This window comes from Chitinolyticbacter meiyuanensis (genome assembly GCF_008033135.1).
GTDB lineage: Bacteria > Pseudomonadota > Gammaproteobacteria > Burkholderiales > Chitinibacteraceae > Chitinolyticbacter > Chitinolyticbacter meiyuanensis.
The window spans coordinates 3,268,756-3,286,556 of record NZ_CP041335.1 but is presented as its reverse complement, the minus strand read 5'-3'; the positions used below and the strand labels follow the sequence as shown (position 1 = coordinate 3,286,556).

Here is a 17,801-nt window from a genome sequence, read left to right as displayed (position 1 = left end):
TTTCTTATGCCCGGAGCACATCATGCTGTTCAAGCCAGCCACCAACACTCAAGCGTTCCTCAAGTGCGGAATCATGGGCTTCGCCGGCGACGGAAAAACCCACACTGCAACCGAAATCGCAATCGGCATGGTCGAGCACATGCGAGCCAAGGGCCTGCCCGGCGGTGACAAGCCAGTGATGTTTCTGGATACCGAAACAGGATCGGACTGGGTAAAGCCCCGGTTCGACGCCGCAGGCATTCAACTGATGGTTGCCAAGACCCGTGCCTTTGTTGACCTCGTGACTGCCGTGGACGAGGCAGAGAGCGAGGGGGCTTTCCTCCTGATCGACTCTATCAGCCACTTCTGGACTGGGCTGTGCGATGAATACGCGCAGCGCCGGAACCGTAAGCGCGGCTTGGAATTCAGTGACTGGGCATGGCTCAAGAAGGAATGGCGCCGCTTCACTGACCGCTATGTGAACAGCAACTGCCACATCGTCCTGTGTGGCCGGGCTGGTTACGAATATGACTTCTTCGAAGGCGAGGATGGCAAAAAGAACTTGGAGAAGACTGGCATCAAGATGAAGGCCGAGGGCGAGACAGGCTATGAGCCTTCCATTCTGGTGCTCATGGAAAAGCAGATGGACATCAACCAGAGCCCGCCCCAAGTGTGGCGTACCGCAACGATCCTGAAGGACCGCAGCACGAAGATTGACGGTAAGCAGTTCGCCAACCCCACGTTCCGCGATTTTCTCCCCCACATTGAATACCTAAATCTCGGTGGCGTTCATCTTGGCGTGGATACCAGCCGCGACAACGCCGAGCTTTTCTCCGAAGACGGAGAGCCACGCTGGCAGAAAGAAAAGCGCATGAAGGAAATCGCGCTGGACGAGATCGTGGAGCTGCTCAACAAGCACCACGGCGGCACATCGAATGATGCCAAGAGAGCCAAGGCGGATGTGCTTGAGGCGGTGTTCGGCACTCGTTCGTGGGAGCGGATCAATACCTTCGACTTCACCACCATATCCGCAGGAAGAAACGCGCTCTGGATTCGCCTGGAGGGTAAGGAGTACAGCTGGCCACAACCCAACGTGGCAGTGAATGAGCCCGCCACCGAGGAGCTACTTGAAGACGTTCCGCAGTAGGCCTAGCCATGCCCCCAGTCGCCTACCGCGTCTTTGCGTACCTCGTTACGCACGATCAGGTGACCGCTAAAGCCATCGCAAGCGACTGCAGCATGACTCACCAATCATCGATGAGAGTGCTGCACCGGCTCTTTGGCCTGGGCGTCGTCACCAAGACATGGCACCGAGGCTGCTGGTTCTGGCGGCTGGTGCGCATCAAGTAGGAGTACAGCATGACCACACTCGTCTTGCCGCTAAAGGCCATCTACTTCAACCAGATCAAGGACGGGACCAAGGACGAGGAATACCGGTTGATGACTCCGTACTGGTGCAAGCGGCTCGAAGACCGAACCTACGACCGGATCGTGCTGCAGCTTGGATACCCGGCTCAATCTGACCTCGCCCGGCGGCTCGTGCGCCCATGGCGCGGATACACGATCAAGACCATTACCCATCCGCACTTCGGCCCCGATCCGGTCGGAGTGTTCGCAATCAAGGTGAACTGACCATGACCGACCACAACAACGAACTCGCTGCAGCACAGGCGGAGATCGCGCGGCTGCGGGACATCATCCTGCGCGATCACGAGTACATCCACGAACAGGATTGCCCTGATAGAGACCATATACATCGCTGCAGCCCCGCCGAATGCCAGCATTGCTGGTCGGCACAAGATCAAAGACGCGTTGCAGCCCTCGCCCAATCCTCCCGCGACGACGCGCTGCGGGCGTATGGCGAGCGCGTGGCGCTAGCGGCGAAGCGCGAAGCAATTGATCTTTGCAACCACCGAAGCGAGCGGATTCTCACCGCCAAACCATTGCGGCAGGTCCATCGCCACTTCTCGCAGTCATCCGCCGAATGCGCATTGATCATTGAGCGCGATCTGGACATCCTCAAGCTCATCGAGGGCATGAAGCCATGAGCAACCTCTACGAACTGGAAGTGGCGGTAAACGCCGAGGGCGGCAAGCTCGCCTACCTGGGGCTAAAGGACGGCGACAGCTGCTACCGCATCGCTGGGCCGAAGGCATGGGGCGGCGCCAAGACGCTCGCCAAGCTCGACATCAGCGAAGCTGACCTGATCACGTTTATCAAGGAGTTCGCCCCGGATGTCGCGGCGCACTTCGCGAAGGAGCGGCACGCATGAGCAAGCACACAGCAGAACTCGCCCGCAATTGGGCTGAGCATTTCCACGGGAGACGGGGTTACGAAGTGGTGGAAGAGCAGCTCACCGCCTACGCCACCATGCTCGAAGCGGCACGTTTGGTGCCCGAGGGCTGGCGCCCGATTGAAACTGCGCCGAAAGACGGCACCGTCGTAGATGTTTGGCATGAAGAGTTCGGTCGGTACGCCGGTTACTACTGGGGTCTGCCTTACCACTCTTGCGGCGAGATGGGCCGCCTGTGTGACAGCGATTGGCACGACCTTGAGCCGGGCTGGGTGGATGAATTCAACGAGCCAGTTTCAGGGGAAGGCTTTACCCATTGGATGCCGTTACCTACAGCACCAAGCGCAACCATCGTCACCCCGGCCGCGCCGCAGGTGGATGTCGAGGCGCTGCAAGCCCGCATTGCTGAGCTGGAAGGCCGTATCAACACTCCGCACACTCACGAATGGTTCGAGGCCGTGCGCCTGGAAGCAGCACACCAGATCGAGCGCTGGAGCGTCGAGCACGACGCGGGCAAGCAGCCGCAAGACTGGTTCTGGCTGATTGGCTATCTGGCCGGCAAGGCACTCGCCGCAGCGCTGGCTGGCAACGACGAGAAAGCCAAGCACCACACCATCAGCAGCGGCGCCGCCCTGCTGAACTGGTATCGCGCCATGGTCGGCGACACGAACGCCATGCGCCCAGGCATCGAGCCACCGGAAGACGCCCAGTGCGGCAAGGGTGGTGAGTGATGACAACCGACTACATGGGTGAGCCGAAGGATCGTCGCAAGGTCTGGCGCTATCCCGGCGCGCCGATACCAGACCGGCTGAGACACAAGTATCGAGACGCCGCCCAAGCGGCAAAGGAACAGCCATGAGCATGCACAAGGTGCCGCTGACAGCGGTCGAAGAAGAGGGCTTGCGCGCGCACAGGCTCCCCGTTGGAGAGCCGAGCCAGCTTTCCGACGCCTTCCGCCACGGCGTGGCATGGGCGCAAAAGGCCGCCATCGTGGCGAGCGTGCCGGGGGCTGTGGGCCAAATCGTGCCAACTGAACTGAGCGACGAAATCATCCAGGCAGCGCGCTGGTCTGGCGCTGGCGATGTGAGCATCAACGAAACATGGGCCGTCAGGGAGTTGTGGAAGCGATTGCTGTTCGTAATTCGTGAGCAGGCGCACGAGCCGCACCCGCCAACTCGACACTGCATGTGCGCTCATTGCGCGCCGAGCTTCGACGACAGCGCGGTGCCTCCGGCCACCAGCTCGGATGCGCCGGAGATACCTGATTGGGGTGAGCTGCGCCGTCTGGCCAGTGTTGCCGAGCCAATTTTCACCGATCTGTACGGCGACCGTTATTTCGGTGATAGCCCGTATTCGCGAGCTGATCTGTCCAAGGAGCAGGATGCATTCTTCACGGCGGTGAGCCCGGCTACGGTAATCGCTCTATTGGACCGGCTCGCTGAGCTTAACCGCCAGTGGCAGGCGCTGCGGGAGGTGGATCGGAAGGATGCGGCGCGGTATCGGTGGTTGCTCGCGAACTACGCCCGCGGCGACGGGTATACGGCCATCGATAGGGCGCTGAACGACGGTGATGCAGACACGCAGTTGAGCCCGGCCATCGACGCCGCCATCGCACAGGAGCAAGGCAAATGAGCCCAAAGGAAATGATCGCGTTGGCTGATGCTTTTTGGTCGGCTCCCGAGGGGTCGTGGGACGAGGATCAGGCTGCAATCAACATGGCCGCCGCCCTACGCGCCATCGCCGAGCAGATGCAGGCGGCTGAGCCGGTGGTGTGGATCGAGCAGTACGAAGGCGGCGGCACCGGCTACGCCCTAACTAAGGCCGGCCGATCGCTGCCAGTTGGCGATTACAAGCTCTACACCCACCCATCGCGCGACACGCTGCGCAGCGTGGCGGAGGCGGTGAAGGTGCGAGCATGGGATGCGTGGCTCGGCGAAGGCCCAGGGCAGACTTATGACCAAGTCAACATCGAATCCATCATCACCGAGGTAACAGGCAAGTAACCCAACTACCCACCGCACGAACTGATGCCCTCTACCTGGCAGGGATGCGTGCGCCTAGGAGATAGCCATGACAAATGAAGCGCTGCCCGATGTCGAGCGGGCAAAGAGCCTCGGCGAGCTTGGCCAAGGCGATCAGCGCGTGCTCGAAGCGCTCGTTGAATCGCGCATGTCGATGACCATGGGCCGGCTTAGGGAGCGGATGAACGAGCTGTTCCAGAGCCACTACAACCGCTACGTGCCAGATCATCACCGCGAGAGCGTGGCGATTGATGCGCTGTGGCGGGATGCCTTGAAAATGATGGAGGATGTGGCATGAGCAAGCACACACCGGGGCCGTGGCGTTGGGAATTTAATGATCGGCACAAAAACGTGGAGCTCGTCGGCGGGCGCCCGCAATACGACCTGACTGTTATGGATTTTGCCCGGTGGGGGATGGGAGGGGCGGTAATCCGCCTGCGTGACCTTTCTGAACACGGCATGAACATCATGCACCGCGCGTGCGACAGGCCAGATTGGATTGAGCCATTCCAGGGCCGGGAACACCACGCGGATTGGTGCGCAAACATCAATCACGCAGATGCGCGGCTTATCGCAGCTGCCCCTGAGCTGCTGGAGGCCCTGATCGGAGTTATCCGCGTCGCAGACCGTGCCACGGATGAATTCGACGCAGCCAGAGCCGCCATCGCTAAAGCAACCGGAGAAGTCACATGACAAACCCACTCTTCGCCCCGATCCGCAACATCGCAGCCATCCGCGCCAAGACTGGGCTGAACCAGAAAGAGTTCTGGGAAGCGGTCGGCGTCACGCAGTCCGGTGGCAGCCGCTTCGAATCTGGACGGCAAATGTCGAAGCCAGTGCTGGGCATGCTGCGCACGGTTTATCCGCAGTGGGTGGAAACATGACCTGTGAGCACTGCACCGATCCAGACGGAGTGCCATGCCTCCCCAGCTATGGTCTAGCGCCACACCAGCACACGACCAACGCAATCATCTACGACACACGGCCAACCGAAGGATTCACCCCCGATAAGGAAGATCCGACGCAGGGGGTCTACTGGTGCGTGCACTGCGGATATGGAAAGCCGCAAGGAGAGTTCAATGAAAACCGACCGTGAGCTGTTGGAGCTGGCGGCGAAGGCGGCGGGCCTCAATTTCGTTTGGTTCAATTTCGGGGGCTGTGGGGAGAGGCCTTGCATTTGGCAGCTTGTTTCGCCCCATGACACAGAATTCAAGTCATATTTCCCTTGGAACCCGCTCGAAGACGATGGCGACGCACTGCGCCTGGCAGTGAGATGCCGCATTGACCTAGACCTTTGGATGCACCACGGCAAGGTTGAGGCGGTTGTCTACCGGTCGCGTGGCAACACTCAGCTTTTCCCAGAACAACGCGGTGATGACTCCTGCGCAGCCGCTCGCCGCGCCATCGTACGCGCCGCAGCCGCAATCGGGGAGGCCATGAGCGATGGAGGGCAGGAATGAACGCACTAACTCCGCCTGAGGCTGCCGCCATCCTGCATGTATCGACCTGCACCGTACTGCGTGCCCTGCGTTCGCAGCCTGGCGTCGGCTTCAAGGTCGGCCGGCAGTGGCGGATCTGGCCGAGCAACCTAGACAAGCTCTCCACGCAGCTCAACAATGCGCCTGCTGGCGCACGGGGCGAAGAGGAAACCCCATGCCGATCAAGAAAAGAGGCACAAAGGGGATCTGGTGGATCGACATCGTTACGCCAACTGGCGAGCGAATTAGACAGTCTGCTGGAACCCAAAACGAGAAGGAAGCACAGGAGCTGCACGACCGCATGAAGTCCAAGCTCTGGGAACAGAGCCGGCTCAATGTGAAGCGTGAGTATCTGTGGGAAGAAGCGGCCATACGCTACCTGAAGGAGATACAGCACAAAAAGTCACTGGATGACGACAAGCGCTATCTGCGATGGTGGACTGAGGCGTTTCGGGGTAGGGCGATCAATAGCATCACCAAAGCCGAGGCGGCAGAGGTGGTGGAAAAACGCTACTCGGCGCCAGCCTCGCGCAACCGGATGATCGCTACGCTTCGAGCGCTGCTCAACACCGCGATACGTGACTGGGAGTGGATCGATCATGTCCCAGCTTTCCGGGTCTACGAGGAGCCGGATGGGCGTATCCGCTGGCTTACTCAGGATCACGCCGCACGGTTGATCGAGCGGCTGCCACCCTGGTTAGCAACGATGGCAAGGTTTGCGCTGGCGACTGGTTTGCGGCAGTCGAATGTGTACGAACTAACGTGGGATCGGGTCGATCTGCGTCGGCGATGCGTTTTCATCCCTGGCAGCATGTTCAAAAGCGGCAAAGACTTCTACTGCGTGCTCTCCGACGATGCTGTGAGCGTGATACGAGGGCAGCTTGGCAAGCACTCGACTCATGTTTTTGTCGATCGAAACGGACAGCCGATGAGCTACTGGCCACGCTCGAACGACAGCATCATGCGAAAGGAGATGAAGTCGCTTGGCATCACGGACTTCGTCTGGCACGACTGGCGGCACACTTGGGCAAGCTGGCACGTGCAGGGCGGTACCGACATCTACACACTGAAACGGCTCGGTGGATGGGAGACCATCGAAATGCCACAACGCTATGCCCACCTGTGCGTGGAACACTTGTTGGAACCAGCTCAAGTCACAAATCTGGCACAGGTACGTCTGACATCTGCGGCACAGCAAAAAAATAAGGCCGATGAATCGGCCCTAAGTGCTTGATACTAAATTGGTATTGGCGGAGAGGGAGGGATTCGAACCCTCGGTAGGCTTGCACCTACGCCTGATTTCGAGTCAGGTACATTCAACCACTCTGCCACCTCTCCGGCAAAGAGAGCGGCACTATAAGCGATGTTTCGCAAAAATGCAAAGTCTTTACGTTTGTCCGTTGCCCTGATTTTGGGCAGAATGCCGACGTCTTGATCCGGAGTGGGCCGGCGCTAAGCTGGGCTGGACTGCTCCATTGCCGGAGTCGCATGAAACACTGGTTGATGGCCTTGTGCGCCACTGCCTTGGTGGGCTGTTCGGATATGCCTGCCAAGACATCCAATCGGGTCCTGCCGTGGACCGAATCCAAGGAACTGGTCGTGCTGGTTCAGAACAGCCCGACCACGCTGTATGTCGACGCCGACGGCGAGTACGCCGGCCTCGAGTACGACTTGGTGACCCGCTTCGCCGAAGCGCAGGGGCTCAAGCTGCGCTTCGTGATGGAGAGCGATTACCACGCCATCCTGGAACGGCTGGCGCGGCACCAAGCGCATCTGGCGGTCGGCGTACACCGCGATGATGAACGCGAGCGACTTGCCTTTGGTCCTGAATACCAGCAGGTGCAGCCGGTGCTGGTGTATCCGGCCCGCGTGCCGGAGAGACAGGCGCTGGCCCAGCTCAATGCGGGCACGGCGATGGTCAAGACCTTGCCGCAGTACCTGCAGCCACTCAACCAGTACAAGACGAAGCAGCCGGGCTTCACCTGGCGCCTTATCGACGATGCCGATGCCGAAGGCCTGATCGAAGGCGTGGCGTCGGGCCAGTACGATTACGTGGTGGTCGATTCCCACCTCGCCGCGGTAGCCCAGAATTATTTCCCCAACGTCGCGATCGCCAAGCCGTTTTCCGCGGAGCAAGCGCTGGCGTGGGCGGTGCCACGTGACGATGCGCAGCTGACCGCGCGCGTTACCGCGTTCTTCAACAGCGCACAGTCCGACAAGACGCTGGCGCGATTGATCGACCGCTACTACGGTCACCTGAACCGGGTCGGGCCGATCGACGCGCTGGCTTTTCTCGGCAAGCGCGAAACCGTACTCGAGCAGTACCGCCACTGGTTCCAGCAGGCCGAGGACAAGACTGGCATCGACTGGCGCCTGATCGCGGCGCTGTCCTATCAGGAATCGCACTGGAACCCGGCCGCAGTATCTGCCTATGGCGTGCGCGGCCTGATGATGCTGACCACTGATACGGCCAATCGGTTGGGAGTGAACCGGCTCGATCCGTACCAGAGCATCCAGGGCGGCGCCCGCTACATGAAGATGATGGTCGATGCGATGCCAGCGCACATTGCCGAACCGGACCGCACCTGGCTCGCGCTCGCAGCCTACAACGTCGGTATCGGGCATTTGTCCGATGCCCGTATCCTGGCGCGGCGGCTGAACAAGAACCCGGACAGCTGGGCCGACCTGAAAACAGTGTTGCCGCTGCTGCGCGATCCCAAGTATTTCTCTACGCTGCGCTTTGGCTACGCACGTGGCGGAGAACCCGTTGCCTTCGTCGAGACGCTGCGCACCTACTACGACATCCTGGCGCGCTTCGAGGAGCCGTATAAGCCGGACGCACCGGTGCTGGCCGCCGATGTGGAAATCCACAATCCGGACAACCTGCCGCTCAGGATCAACAACCGCGTGGTGCCGGCCAAACCACCCATGGTGCAGGCCGCGCTTTAAGCCAATCCGCACTGCCCACCAAGCAAAGCCGCCGCTACAATGGCGGCTTTGCTTTTGCCGGATCACCCTTCATGAGTTCCCGTCCTGTCCGTACCCGTTTCGCGCCCAGCCCCACCGGTCTCCTGCATATCGGTGGCGTGCGTACCGCGCTGTTCTCCTGGGCCCATGCCAGAAAGCATGGCGGCACCTTCGTGCTGCGGATCGAGGATACGGACCTGGAACGCAGCACGCCCGAATCGGTGGCGGCGATCCTCGATGGCATGCACTGGGTGGGTCTGGATTACGACGAAGGCCCGTTCTACCAGATGCAGCGGATGGCGCGGTACAAGACCGTGATCGGCCAGATGCTGGACAGTGGCCACGCCTACTACTGCTACTGCTCGCGCGAAGAGCTCGACGCCATGCGCGCTGAGGCCGAGGCACGTGGCGAGAAACCGCGCTACGACCGCCGCTGGCGTCCGGAGGAAGGCAAGACGCTGCCGGCAGTGCCGGCCGATGTGCAGCCGGTGGTGCGCTTTCGCACGCCCATTGATGGCGCAGTGACGTGGGACGACGCGGTAAAGGGCCGCATCGAGATCGGCAACGTCGAGCTCGACGACCTGATCATCGCCCGCCCGGATGGCACGCCCACCTACAACTTCTGCGTGGTGGTCGACGATGTCGATATGCAGATCAGCCATGTGATCCGCGGTGACGATCACGTGAACAACACGCCGCGCCAGATCCACATGTATCAGGCGCTGGGCGCTGAGGTGCCGGTGTTTGCCCATCTGCCGATGATCCACAACGATCAGGGCCAGAAGATGAGCAAGCGCCGCGATGCGGTCAGCGTGGTGGACTACGACACCCAGGGCTATCTGCCCGAGGCGCTGCTCAACTACCTGGCGCGGCTGGGTTGGGGCCACGGCGACGATGAGTTCTTCACGCTGGAGCAGTTCGTCGAGTGGTTCGATCTCAAGGATGTGTCGCCCAGCCCCAGCCGCTTTGATCGCGACAAGTTGTTGTGGCTGAACGCCCAGCACATCAAGGCGGCCGATCCGGCCCGGCTGGCCGAGCGCGTGGCGGCCTTCCTTGCCGACAAGGGCGTGGCGACGGCCGATGGCCCGCAGCTTGCCGATGTCTGCGCGCTCCTGAAGGATCGCAGCCAGACGCTGGTCGAGATGGCGGACCAGGCCGAGTACTTTTATCGCCCGCTCAACCCGACGGCCGAGGTGGTGGAAAAGCACCTGCAGCCGGAGGACGAGGAGCGCCTCAAGCTGTTCGCCGAAGGCGCTGCGGCGCTACCGCAGTGGGATGCCGCCACGCTGTCCGCCTTCATCAAGGATTTCGTCAAGCAGCAGGGCGTGAAGATGCCGCAGGTCGGCATGCCGTTGCGCGCCAAGGTCTGCGGCATCACCAACACGCCTTCCGTGGACGCCGTGCTGGCGCTGATCGGCCGCGACGAAGTGCTGCGCCGCCTGGCAGCCTGAGGCGCACAGCAGAGAACTCCTCAACGGCCGGCTCAGCCCGGCCGTTCTGATTTGGAATGCAAATGAACGCACCCCTCACCCTGGCGCAGCAGGTCGGCCAATGCCTGATGGTGGGCTTCGATGGCCTCACCCCGAATGCCCATATCGAACGGTTGATCCGCGACTATCACGTTGGCGGTGTCATCCTGTTCCGCCGCAACGTAGCCAGCCCGAGCCAAGTGGCTGCGCTGTGCCGGCGGCTGCAGGAGATCAATGCCGAGGTCAGCGCCATTCCGCTGTTGATCGGCATCGACCAGGAAGGTGGCATGGTGGCGCGTATCGAGGAAGGGCTCACGCCCTTGCCATCGGCGCTGGCCTACCTGGCGGCGGGCTCCAGCACCGATTGCGAAGCCTTGTCGCGTATCGGCGCCGCAGAGCTCGCCGCACTCGGCATCAATATCAACTTCGCGCCGGTGCTGGACGTGAACAACAACCGCGCCAACCCGGTGATCGGCGTACGTGCGTTCGGCGAGACGGTGGACACGGTCAACCAATACGGCCTTGCCGCGATGCGCGGCATCCAGGCCGCTGGTGTTGCCGCCACCGCCAAGCACTTCCCGGGGCACGGAGACACCGATACCGACTCGCATCTCGGTGTGCCACGGGTCGGCCATGACAGGGGGCGGCTCGATGCCGTCGAGCTCGCGCCTTTCCGCGCTGCCATCGCTGCCGGCATCGACGCGGTGATGTCGTCGCATGTGGCCTTTCCGGCGGTCGAGCCCGATGCCGATACACCCGCTACGCTGTCGCACGCGGTGCTGACCGAGCTGCTGCGTGGCGAGCTGAGCTTTGCCGGCGTCACCTTTACCGACTGCCTGGAAATGGACGCGATCGCCCGCGGCGTCGGCACCGTCGAAGGTGCCGTACGTGCCTTTGCCGCTGGCTCGGATGTGATGCTGGTGTCGCACACCGAGGCGCGGCAGACCGGTGCCGCCGAGCTGCTGCTGGCGCGGGTCGCCGCCGGTGAAATCGACCCGGCCCGACTGTCCGCGTCATGCGAGCGCGTGCTAACGCTCAAGCATGCGCGTGGCATGGCGCACTGGCACAGCCTGCCGGTCGATCCGCAACCGGTGCTGTGCCGGCCGGAGGCATTGGCGCTGTCGCAACGGGTACACCAGCGTGCGCTGACGCAGGCGGGCGAGTTCCGCCCGCTCGATCCAGTCCAGCCGGTATTGCTGATCACGCTGGAAGTACGCGCCCGCACCGAGATCGACGAGGTGGCGCTGGGCAAGACGCTGCAGCAGCACGATAGCCTGGCCGGGCCGTTGGCAGCGCTGGGCTTCACGGTGGACGAGCTGGCCTTGCCGCTGGCGCCGTCGGATCAGGAGATCGCCGACGCGGTCGCACGGGCCAATGCTGCAGCGCAGGTCGTGGTGCTGAGCTACAACGCCGTGCTGCATCGCGCGCAGCAGGCTTTGCTCGCGGCCTTGCCGTGGCCGCGTTGCTGGCTGGTGGCGGGCCGGTTGCCGTATGACCTCGATCTGGCACCTGCGGCGGCGGGACGGCTCACGCTTTACGCCAACCGCCCGGCCGCGCTGAACGTGATTGCTGCAAGGTTGGCCGGCACGGTCTAATGTGCCGTAAACATTGCCTTTGCATGACATTGGCTTGCAGGCCGCTGCTGTGGGCCTGTCTGACCGGAATTTAATTTTGCGGCAATGGAATTTGGCAGTTAGACTGCCCGCTGACTTGCCGAGGAGAACGAGGGTCATGAAGAAAATCCTGCTGTGCGCACTGGCCCTGGCCTTCGCCCCGCTCGCTTTCGCCGACGATGCACCGCTGCCGTTCGACGATCCGGCCTACGCCGTGCAGATCGTGCGTGCCTCGGCTCCGGCACCACAAAAGCAGGCGACATCGAGCAAGTACGGCAAGAAGGTCGCCACCAAGTCCTCGCGCAAGCAGGTGGCCAGCCGGAATGCAACGAAGTCGGCCAAGTACGCTTCCGCTTCCAAGCGCAAGTACGCCCAGAAGAGCAGCCGCAGCGAACGCCGCCAGCTTGCTGCCAATACCCGGCGGTAAACGCTTCGATCTAGCGCTACGGCGCTCAATAAAAAAGCCCGGTTGCCCGGGCTTTTTTATTGTCGTGGGGGCTTGCGCCCCCGCATATTACTTCAGCTGCACTTTCCACTTGTCCTCGACGCACTTCACGTACTGGCCTTCGATCAGCGCGTTGTACGGGGTCTGGTAGCTGACGAGCTGGCACTTGTTTTCGCCGCCCACCTTCCAATCCTCTTCCCAGTAGATGTTGAACGCAGCCGACGAGCCACCGTCGAAGCGGCCCATGCCGGCGCACTTCATCGATTCCTTGTTGATGTCCCAGCCCAGATCACGCGAGAACTCGGTGTAGTAGTTGATCCGGTTCTGTGCCGCCGGCTTGGTCGGGGTGTCCTGGCACTCGGCGTTGATGATCTGGATGGTGGTCGGGAAATCGTTGCCCAGCTGGCGCGACTTGTCGAAATCGTTCGGCACCCAGGTGCCATCGATCACATGCAGCATCGACGGCTTGGGCGGCTGCGGGTAGATGAAGAAGAACACCGCGGAAGCGAGGTTTAGCCAGGTGTCGGCCACCAGTTCCGGGTTGTTCAACAGCTTGAACTGATCACCGTCGAACATGGCTTGCGAGAACGGGCCGTAGTTGTAGTTGTACGACAACTGCTTGGCGCCACGACCGAAGTAGCCCTTGAACTGGCCATTGGCGAGCTTGCCGCAGGTCCAGATCTTGTTGAACACCGGATCGTTGCACTCGGCGTTGTAGCCAGACTTGGTCTCGTCCCAGCCCATTTCGCGCACGTGCACCAGCGCCTGGCGCCATTCGGGGATGCCGAACTGCTCGATACTGTGGCCGCCGGTTTCCTGGGCGAAGTGGGCGAACATGGCGGCAAGCGAGCGGCGGCAGATCTCATCGCTGTTGCGACCATCGGTATAGGTGTCGCAGAAGCCCGGGAACTTGGCCACGCCTTGCAGGAAGCCCTGGTAGGTATACGACGGGTTGCGCACCTGGAAGTAGTAATCGAACTTCTGCTGCGAGACCAGCGCCTCGACCCGCTTCACGTTATCCGGATTGGTCGCCTTGCCCGGCGCCACTGCTTCGACCTGCGCATTCGGCAGCGTGCGTACCGAGTATTTCACCTTGCGGAAGATGTCGGTATCGGTGAGGCGTGCGGCATAGGCCTCGGCCTCGGCCTTGGTCGGGACGCCGCCTGCCGGAGTCGGCACCACCGGGGTGGGTACGACTGGCGTGGGCGAAACGATCGGTGTCGGCGAGACCGGGCTGACCGGCGTCGGCGTCGCCGTGACCGGAGTCGGGCTGACGGTGGGGCGAGGCGTGACGGTCGGCGTTGGCGTAGGGCTGACGGTAGGACGCGGGGTCACGGTCGGCGTCGGCTGCACGCCGCCGTCGTTGCAGGCACCCGTATCGGACCACAGCGTGCCACTGGCGGCCGGGTTCCAGTTCGCACCGACATAGGCCACATGGGTGACCAGTGCACGGTAGTTGCGGCCCTTGTACGTCACGTTGCTGCCGGCGGCATAGGTGCTGCCCTCGGTCCAGGCGGCGTAGCAGCCGCTCGGCGCAGGGGTGACCGGTGCCGGGGTCACCGGCGTGGGCGTGGCGGGCCGCGGGGTCACGGTCGGTGTCACGGCCACCGGAGTTGGCGTGGCGTTGGGCGTCGGCGTTGTCGGCACCGGCGTGGCAGGTGCGGGGGTCGGCGTGCCGGCGACCAGCTGCCACGGCCCCCACTGTTCTGCGCCGGGCACATTGTTCTGCGTCCACCATTTGGCGCGCCAAGTCTGGCCCTGGTAGCTGACTTCCTGGCCGGCGGTGTAGACAGCCTGACTGCTCCATTCTGCTGCGTGAGCGACGCCGATGGCGGCGATCGCCACGATGAGAGCATGACGTGATCCGAACATGACTTCCTCCATCCTGTTGTGTACGACTGTTATGAGGTGGATGGTATCAGCATAAGTTGAAAGATAAAACCAACGGATTCGTATAAAAGTGTATGAAAATCAACAATATATTATCAATTTCTGATGCGGTGACGTTGGTGTTTTCCCGTAATGGTATGGTTTCTTTTTAGGACGAGCCGTTGAAATTCCACGATTTATCGCGCAAACCGCAGGAAGTGGTTTCTAGCCTGTAAAAGCCGGCAATTTGTAAGCGGAAAAGAAAAAACGCGCACCGGTGTGGTGCGCGTCAGACAGGTGGATCGCTCCAGCTGCGCGGCGGCTCAGCGGGCGATGCGGGCGAGCTCATCGAAGTAGGTGGGGAAGGTCTTGGCCGTGCAGCCAGGGTCGAGAATGCGCACCGGTGCGGCCAACGAGACCAGCGAGAAGCACATGGCGATGCGGTGATCGTCGTAGGTGGCGATCGCGGCATCGGGTGTCAACTCGGCCGGCGGCGTGACCACCAGGTAGTCCTGGCCTTCCTCGACGGTAGCGCCCACCTTGCGCAGCTCGGCGGCCATGGCGGCGATGCGGTCGGTTTCCTTGACGCGCCAGCTCTCGATATTCGAGAGCCGCGTGGTGCCTTCGGCGAACAGCGCGGCCACCGCGATGGTCATGGCGGCATCCGGGATATGGTTGAAATCCATATCGATTGCCTTGAGTCGGCCGGAAGCGGGGCGGCTGGCGGAGATCCAGTTGTCGCCACGCTCGATCACGGCACCCATGGCTTCCAGCGCCTCGGCGAAGCGCACGTCGCCCTGGATGCCTTGCTTGCCCACCCCGGTGACGATCACCGGTGCATCGGCCGTGGCGGCGATGGCGCCGGCGGCAAGGAAGTAGGAGGCCGATGAGGCATCGCCTTCGACGAAGATTTCACCCGGGCTGCGGTAGGTCTGGCCGCCGGGGATGAAGAATTCGGCCCAATCATTGCCGTTCACGCTGCGGCGCTCGACCGCGATGCCAAAGCGCTTGAGCAGGTTGAGCGTGATCTCGATATAGGGCTTGGAAATCAGCTCGCCGACCACTTCGATGGTGAGGTCGCGGCCGGCCAGCGGCAGTGCCATCAACAGGCCGGTGAGGAACTGGCTGGACACATTGCCTTTCACCGCCACGCGTTCGCCCGTGATGGCGCCGGGCCGGATCTGCAGTGGCGGATAGCCCTCGGCGCCCAGGTACTCGATCTGTGCGCCGGCTTGGCGCAGCGCATCCACCAGATCGCCGATCGGGCGCTCGTGCATGCGTGGCACGCCGTGCAGGTGGTAGCTGCCGCCTGCCAAGGCCAGCGCGGCGGTCAGCGGGCGAAAGGCGGTGCCGGCGTTGCCGAGGAACAGCGAAGCATCCTTCACCGGGAACTGGCCGCCGCAACCGGTCACGCGAAAATCGCGGCTGTCGCCGACCTGTTCCCAACGCACGCCGAGCGCAGCCAGTGCCTCGAGCATACGCTGCGTGTCGTCCGAGGCGAGCAGACCCTTGACCAGCGTTTCGCCTTGGCACAACGCGGCCAAGAGCAGGGTGCGGTTGGAAATGCTCTTGGAGCCGGGCAGGTTGACGGTGCCGGCAACGCGGGCGATCGGGGTGAGGTCGAGGTGTTCCATGGCACAGGGGCGGGCTAGGGGAAGTCCGCAATCATACCGTGCGGTGGCCTGCGCCCGCGAGCGCCCGCATGCGCAACGGCGGCGGCAAGGCATCTGGACTATGGTGGGATGCCCGATATGACAACAACAAGGATCAATGATGAGCGATGCCAGCGGTAAACGGCTGCAGATGGGTTTCAGCGGCCCGAGGGCGTCCAGCTACGCCAGCGGCTATGGCGTGAGCGGGCACGGCGCCGAGTATTCCGCGTCCTTCGGTGGTCATGGGCTCAGCGTGAAAAAAGCGGCCTTCGATTTCGGCGTGCAGGGCAATCAGCATGGCTTCAAGGCCTCGGCCTCGTTCGATCTCTTGAGCGCCAGCTATTCCAACCCGTCCGGCTCGTTCAAGCCCGGGCTCAGCCTGGGTTTGGGCGGCAGCTTCGGCATGCAGGACGATCCGCAGAAGAAGCGCACCACCTTCTCGTTCTTTCCCATGCGCGGCAAGAGCGGTGTCGAGTTCTCGGTCAAGCATTCGACGCTGGAAAGCTTCGGCAAGCACATGGGCGAATTCCAGGACTTCTAAGCCGCTGGACCGCGCGCTGTGCCGGCTCACCATTTGCCGGCTCAGCGCGGCGGCGGTTCCAGCGCCTGCAAGGCTGCATCCACCCGTTCCGGCCCCAGTTCGTTCAGGCATTTCATGTGCCCGAGCGGACAGGTGCGCTGGAAACAAGGGCTGCATTCCACATTGAGCGAGACGATGCGTGCCGTCGGTGACAGCGGCGGCGTGAACACTGGCGAGCTCGAGCCATACACCGCCACCAGCGGCCGACCCAACGCGGCAGCCACGTGCATCAGCCCCGAATCGTTGCAGACCACGGCAGCGGCGAGCGACATCAAGTCGATCGCCTGCGCGAGCGAGGTCTGGCCGGCCAGATCGATCACGCCGGGTGCCTGGGCGACGATGTCGCCGCAGATTTCCGCATCCTTGTTCGAGCCGAACAGCCACACCTGCCAGCCGCGTGCCAGATAGTCGCGCGCCAGCGCGGCGGCGTGGCGTGCTGGCCAGCGCTTGGCCGGGCCGTATTCGGCGCCGGGGCACAGCGCGAGGATGGGGCGCTCGGTACTCAGTTGCAGCGCGGCCAGCGCCGCAGTGCTGGCCTTGGCATCGACCACCAGCCGGGGATCGGCGATGGGGCGAGCGAGCGGGGTGCCTTTCGTTTCAGCCAGTGCAACGAAGCGCCCGACCATGCGCGGCAGCGCGGCCTTGTCGAGCTTGCGCCAATCGTTGAGCAGGCCGTAACGCGATTCGCCGATCCAGCCGGTGCGCTGTGGAATGCCGGCAAACCACGGCACCAAAGCGCTCTTGATCGAATTGGGCAGCAGGATGGCTTGATCGTAGCCACGCCGCGACAACTGGCGCGCGAGCTGCCAGCGTTTCTTCAGCGCGAGCTCGCCGTGGGCGAATGGCGCATCGATTGCCTCGCGGATTTCCGGCATGCGCGCGTGCAAGGGGCGGGTCCAGGCCGGGGCGAGCACGTCGATGGCGACACCATGGTGTCGTTCGGCCAGCCGGGCGTAGAGCGGTTGTGCCATCACGGCATCGCCGACCCAGGCCGGCGCGACGATGAGTATCTGCTTCATGCGGACAGCACCTCCAGCAGCGGCGCCGGCTCGCGATCGCCGTGCGACGGCGGTTCGGAAACCACCAGGAAATGCACATCGTCGCTGCTGCGGTTGAGCACTTGATGGGCAACGCCGGCCGGGATGTGCAGCCCCTGTTCGGCGACCAGCACGTGGCTGGTGCCATCCAGCTCGATGGTCAGCGTGCCGGCCAGCACCTGGAAGAACTGCTGCGCGCGCAGGTGGCGATGGCGCACTTCCGAGGTACCCGGTGGCATGCGCTCGCGGATGACGGAAAGGGAAGGGCTCGCCAGCAGGTGCCAGCCGTCGCAGCCGCCACCCCATTGGTAATACCGGGCATGTTCCAGATCGACGATCACGGGATACCTCGCGCAAAAAACAAAGCGGCGCCAGGCGCCGCTTGCGGTCGTACTCGG

21 protein-coding genes and 1 tRNA gene are annotated in these 17,801 nt (G+C 62.7%); 17 read left to right on the top strand and 5 right to left on the bottom strand.

All coding sequences use genetic code 11. From position 1 onward, the window contains the following. Positions 1-22 precede the first annotated feature (22 nt). From FLM21_RS15615 to FLM21_RS15555, 12 genes are all read left to right on the top strand, one after another. Positions 23-1,126 (top strand): AAA family ATPase, encoded by a 1,104-nt coding sequence (locus tag FLM21_RS15615; protein WP_222846711.1) that lies wholly within the window; start codon positions 23-25, stop codon positions 1,124-1,126. Positions 1,127-1,338: 212 nt separating this feature from the next. After that, positions 1,339-1,611 carry an ASCH domain-containing protein gene (locus FLM21_RS15610; RefSeq protein WP_148716453.1) on the top strand — a complete coding sequence of 91 codons (273 nt, stop codon included), beginning with the start codon at positions 1,339-1,341 and terminating at the stop codon, positions 1,609-1,611. 2 nt (positions 1,612-1,613) lie between these two features. Beyond that, a complete protein-coding gene (locus FLM21_RS15605) occupies positions 1,614-2,027 on the top strand; it encodes a hypothetical protein (protein ID WP_148716452.1) in 414 nt (137 codons plus the stop codon). After that, the gene (locus FLM21_RS15600; protein WP_148716451.1) at positions 2,024-2,251 is read left to right on the top strand and encodes a hypothetical protein; all 228 of its coding nucleotides are present in this window, start codon (positions 2,024-2,026) and stop codon (positions 2,249-2,251) included. The genes FLM21_RS15605 and FLM21_RS15600 overlap by 4 nt, the downstream gene beginning before the upstream one ends. Beyond that, positions 2,248-3,003, top strand: coding sequence for a DUF551 domain-containing protein (locus FLM21_RS15595; protein WP_148716450.1), 756 nt, complete (start codon positions 2,248-2,250; stop codon positions 3,001-3,003). The genes FLM21_RS15600 and FLM21_RS15595 overlap by 4 nt, the downstream gene beginning before the upstream one ends. A gap of 124 nt (positions 3,004-3,127) precedes the next feature. Then, positions 3,128-3,904: a hypothetical protein gene (locus FLM21_RS15590; protein ID WP_148716449.1), complete on the top strand. Its 777-nt coding sequence runs from the start codon at positions 3,128-3,130 to the stop codon at positions 3,902-3,904. After that, positions 3,901-4,275: a hypothetical protein gene (locus FLM21_RS15585; protein ID WP_148716448.1), complete on the top strand. Its 375-nt coding sequence runs from the start codon at positions 3,901-3,903 to the stop codon at positions 4,273-4,275. Before FLM21_RS15590 ends, FLM21_RS15585 begins: the two co-directional genes overlap by 4 nt. A gap of 67 nt (positions 4,276-4,342) precedes the next feature. Further along, positions 4,343-4,591 carry a hypothetical protein gene (locus FLM21_RS15580; protein WP_148716447.1) on the top strand — a complete coding sequence of 83 codons (249 nt, stop codon included), beginning with the start codon at positions 4,343-4,345 and terminating at the stop codon, positions 4,589-4,591. Next, positions 4,588-4,986 carry an XkdD/Y8K6 family phage-associated protein gene (locus FLM21_RS15575; RefSeq protein WP_148716446.1) on the top strand — a complete coding sequence of 133 codons (399 nt, stop codon included), beginning with the start codon at positions 4,588-4,590 and terminating at the stop codon, positions 4,984-4,986. The genes FLM21_RS15580 and FLM21_RS15575 overlap by 4 nt, the downstream gene beginning before the upstream one ends. Then, entirely contained in the window at positions 4,983-5,177 is a 195-nt protein-coding gene (locus tag FLM21_RS15570; protein WP_148716445.1) for a helix-turn-helix domain-containing protein, read from the top strand. Before FLM21_RS15575 ends, FLM21_RS15570 begins: the two co-directional genes overlap by 4 nt. Positions 5,178-5,372: 195 nt before the next feature. Then, positions 5,373-5,753, top strand: a complete 381-nt coding sequence (locus FLM21_RS15565) for a hypothetical protein (RefSeq protein WP_148716444.1) — start codon at positions 5,373-5,375, stop codon at positions 5,751-5,753. Between the two features lie 193 nt (positions 5,754-5,946). Then, positions 5,947-7,005 carry a tyrosine-type recombinase/integrase gene (locus FLM21_RS15555; protein ID WP_148716443.1) on the top strand — a complete coding sequence of 353 codons (1,059 nt, stop codon included), beginning with the start codon at positions 5,947-5,949 and terminating at the stop codon, positions 7,003-7,005. 14 nt (positions 7,006-7,019) lie between these two features. Here the strand turns inward: FLM21_RS15555 and FLM21_RS15550 are convergent. After that, positions 7,020-7,109: transfer RNA gene (locus tag FLM21_RS15550), tRNA-Ser, on the bottom strand. Positions 7,110-7,259: 150 nt separating this feature from the next. Between FLM21_RS15550 and mltF the strand changes: the two genes are divergently transcribed. The 4 genes from mltF (at position 7,260) to FLM21_RS15530 (ending at position 12,247) form a co-directional block, all read left to right on the top strand. Next, a complete protein-coding gene (gene mltF / locus FLM21_RS15545; RefSeq protein WP_148716442.1) occupies positions 7,260-8,720 on the top strand; it encodes a membrane-bound lytic murein transglycosylase MltF in 1,461 nt (486 codons plus the stop codon). Positions 8,721-8,791: 71 nt separating this feature from the next. Then, on the top strand, positions 8,792-10,189 hold the full coding sequence (gene gltX / locus FLM21_RS15540; protein WP_148716441.1) for a glutamate--tRNA ligase: 1,398 nt from the start codon (positions 8,792-8,794) through the stop codon (positions 10,187-10,189). Between the two features lie 62 nt (positions 10,190-10,251). Next, positions 10,252-11,802, top strand: a complete 1,551-nt coding sequence (gene nagZ / locus FLM21_RS15535) for a beta-N-acetylhexosaminidase (protein ID WP_148716440.1) — start codon at positions 10,252-10,254, stop codon at positions 11,800-11,802. A 136-nt stretch (positions 11,803-11,938) separates the two neighbouring features. Continuing rightward, positions 11,939-12,247 (top strand): hypothetical protein, encoded by a 309-nt coding sequence (locus FLM21_RS15530; RefSeq protein WP_148716439.1) that lies wholly within the window; start codon positions 11,939-11,941, stop codon positions 12,245-12,247. 87 nt (positions 12,248-12,334) lie between these two features. Here the strand turns inward: FLM21_RS15530 and FLM21_RS15525 are convergent, their stop codons facing one another. Beyond that, positions 12,335-14,137 carry a glycoside hydrolase family 19 protein gene (locus FLM21_RS15525; protein ID WP_148716438.1) on the bottom strand — a complete coding sequence of 601 codons (1,803 nt, stop codon included), beginning with the start codon at positions 14,135-14,137 and terminating at the stop codon, positions 12,335-12,337. 320 nt (positions 14,138-14,457) lie between these two features. Then, positions 14,458-15,768, bottom strand: coding sequence for a 3-phosphoshikimate 1-carboxyvinyltransferase (aroA, locus tag FLM21_RS15520; RefSeq protein ID WP_148716437.1), 1,311 nt, complete (start codon positions 15,766-15,768; stop codon positions 14,458-14,460). Positions 15,769-15,904: 136 nt separating this feature from the next. On the opposite strand from aroA, the gene FLM21_RS15515 reads away from it, so the two are divergent. Further along, positions 15,905-16,327 (top strand): hypothetical protein, encoded by a 423-nt coding sequence (locus tag FLM21_RS15515; protein ID WP_148716436.1) that lies wholly within the window; start codon positions 15,905-15,907, stop codon positions 16,325-16,327. A gap of 41 nt (positions 16,328-16,368) precedes the next feature. Here the strand turns inward: FLM21_RS15515 and waaF are convergent, their stop codons facing one another. Both waaF and FLM21_RS15505 read right to left on the bottom strand, forming a co-directional pair. Further along, positions 16,369-17,385: a lipopolysaccharide heptosyltransferase II gene (gene waaF / locus FLM21_RS15510; RefSeq protein WP_148716435.1), complete on the bottom strand. Its 1,017-nt coding sequence runs from the start codon at positions 17,383-17,385 to the stop codon at positions 16,369-16,371. Then, positions 17,382-17,744 (bottom strand): cupin domain-containing protein, encoded by a 363-nt coding sequence (locus tag FLM21_RS15505; protein ID WP_222846710.1) that lies wholly within the window; start codon positions 17,742-17,744, stop codon positions 17,382-17,384. Before FLM21_RS15505 ends, waaF begins: the two co-directional genes overlap by 4 nt. Between the last annotated feature and the right edge of the window lie 57 nt (positions 17,745-17,801).

Bases quoted from the DNA above. Each gene is read 5' to 3' on its own strand.
- FLM21_RS15615 (WP_222846711.1), top strand. From the start codon at position 23: ATGCTGTTCAAGCCAGCCACCAACACTCAAGCGTTCCTCAAGTGCGGA.
- FLM21_RS15610 (WP_148716453.1), top strand. From the start codon at position 1,339: ATGACCACACTCGTCTTGCCGCTAAAGGCCATCTACTTCAACCAGATC.
- FLM21_RS15605 (WP_148716452.1), top strand. From the start codon at position 1,614: ATGACCGACCACAACAACGAACTCGCTGCAGCACAGGCGGAGATCGCG.
- FLM21_RS15600 (WP_148716451.1), top strand. From the start codon at position 2,024: ATGAGCAACCTCTACGAACTGGAAGTGGCGGTAAACGCCGAGGGCGGC.
- FLM21_RS15595 (WP_148716450.1), top strand. From the start codon at position 2,248: ATGAGCAAGCACACAGCAGAACTCGCCCGCAATTGGGCTGAGCATTTC.
- FLM21_RS15590 (WP_148716449.1), top strand. From the start codon at position 3,128: ATGAGCATGCACAAGGTGCCGCTGACAGCGGTCGAAGAAGAGGGCTTG.
- FLM21_RS15585 (WP_148716448.1), top strand. From the start codon at position 3,901: ATGAGCCCAAAGGAAATGATCGCGTTGGCTGATGCTTTTTGGTCGGCT.
- FLM21_RS15580 (WP_148716447.1), top strand. From the start codon at position 4,343: ATGACAAATGAAGCGCTGCCCGATGTCGAGCGGGCAAAGAGCCTCGGC.
- FLM21_RS15575 (WP_148716446.1), top strand. From the start codon at position 4,588: ATGAGCAAGCACACACCGGGGCCGTGGCGTTGGGAATTTAATGATCGG.
- FLM21_RS15570 (WP_148716445.1), top strand. From the start codon at position 4,983: ATGACAAACCCACTCTTCGCCCCGATCCGCAACATCGCAGCCATCCGC.
- FLM21_RS15565 (WP_148716444.1), top strand. From the start codon at position 5,373: ATGAAAACCGACCGTGAGCTGTTGGAGCTGGCGGCGAAGGCGGCGGGC.
- FLM21_RS15555 (WP_148716443.1), top strand. From the start codon at position 5,947: ATGCCGATCAAGAAAAGAGGCACAAAGGGGATCTGGTGGATCGACATC.
- mltF (WP_148716442.1), top strand. From the start codon at position 7,260: ATGAAACACTGGTTGATGGCCTTGTGCGCCACTGCCTTGGTGGGCTGT.
- gltX (WP_148716441.1), top strand. From the start codon at position 8,792: ATGAGTTCCCGTCCTGTCCGTACCCGTTTCGCGCCCAGCCCCACCGGT.
- nagZ (WP_148716440.1), top strand. From the start codon at position 10,252: ATGAACGCACCCCTCACCCTGGCGCAGCAGGTCGGCCAATGCCTGATG.
- FLM21_RS15530 (WP_148716439.1), top strand. From the start codon at position 11,939: ATGAAGAAAATCCTGCTGTGCGCACTGGCCCTGGCCTTCGCCCCGCTC.
- FLM21_RS15525 (WP_148716438.1), bottom strand. From the start codon at position 14,137: ATGTTCGGATCACGTCATGCTCTCATCGTGGCGATCGCCGCCATCGGC.
- aroA (WP_148716437.1), bottom strand. From the start codon at position 15,768: ATGGAACACCTCGACCTCACCCCGATCGCCCGCGTTGCCGGCACCGTC.
- FLM21_RS15515 (WP_148716436.1), top strand. From the start codon at position 15,905: ATGATGAGCGATGCCAGCGGTAAACGGCTGCAGATGGGTTTCAGCGGC.
- waaF (WP_148716435.1), bottom strand. From the start codon at position 17,385: ATGAAGCAGATACTCATCGTCGCGCCGGCCTGGGTCGGCGATGCCGTG.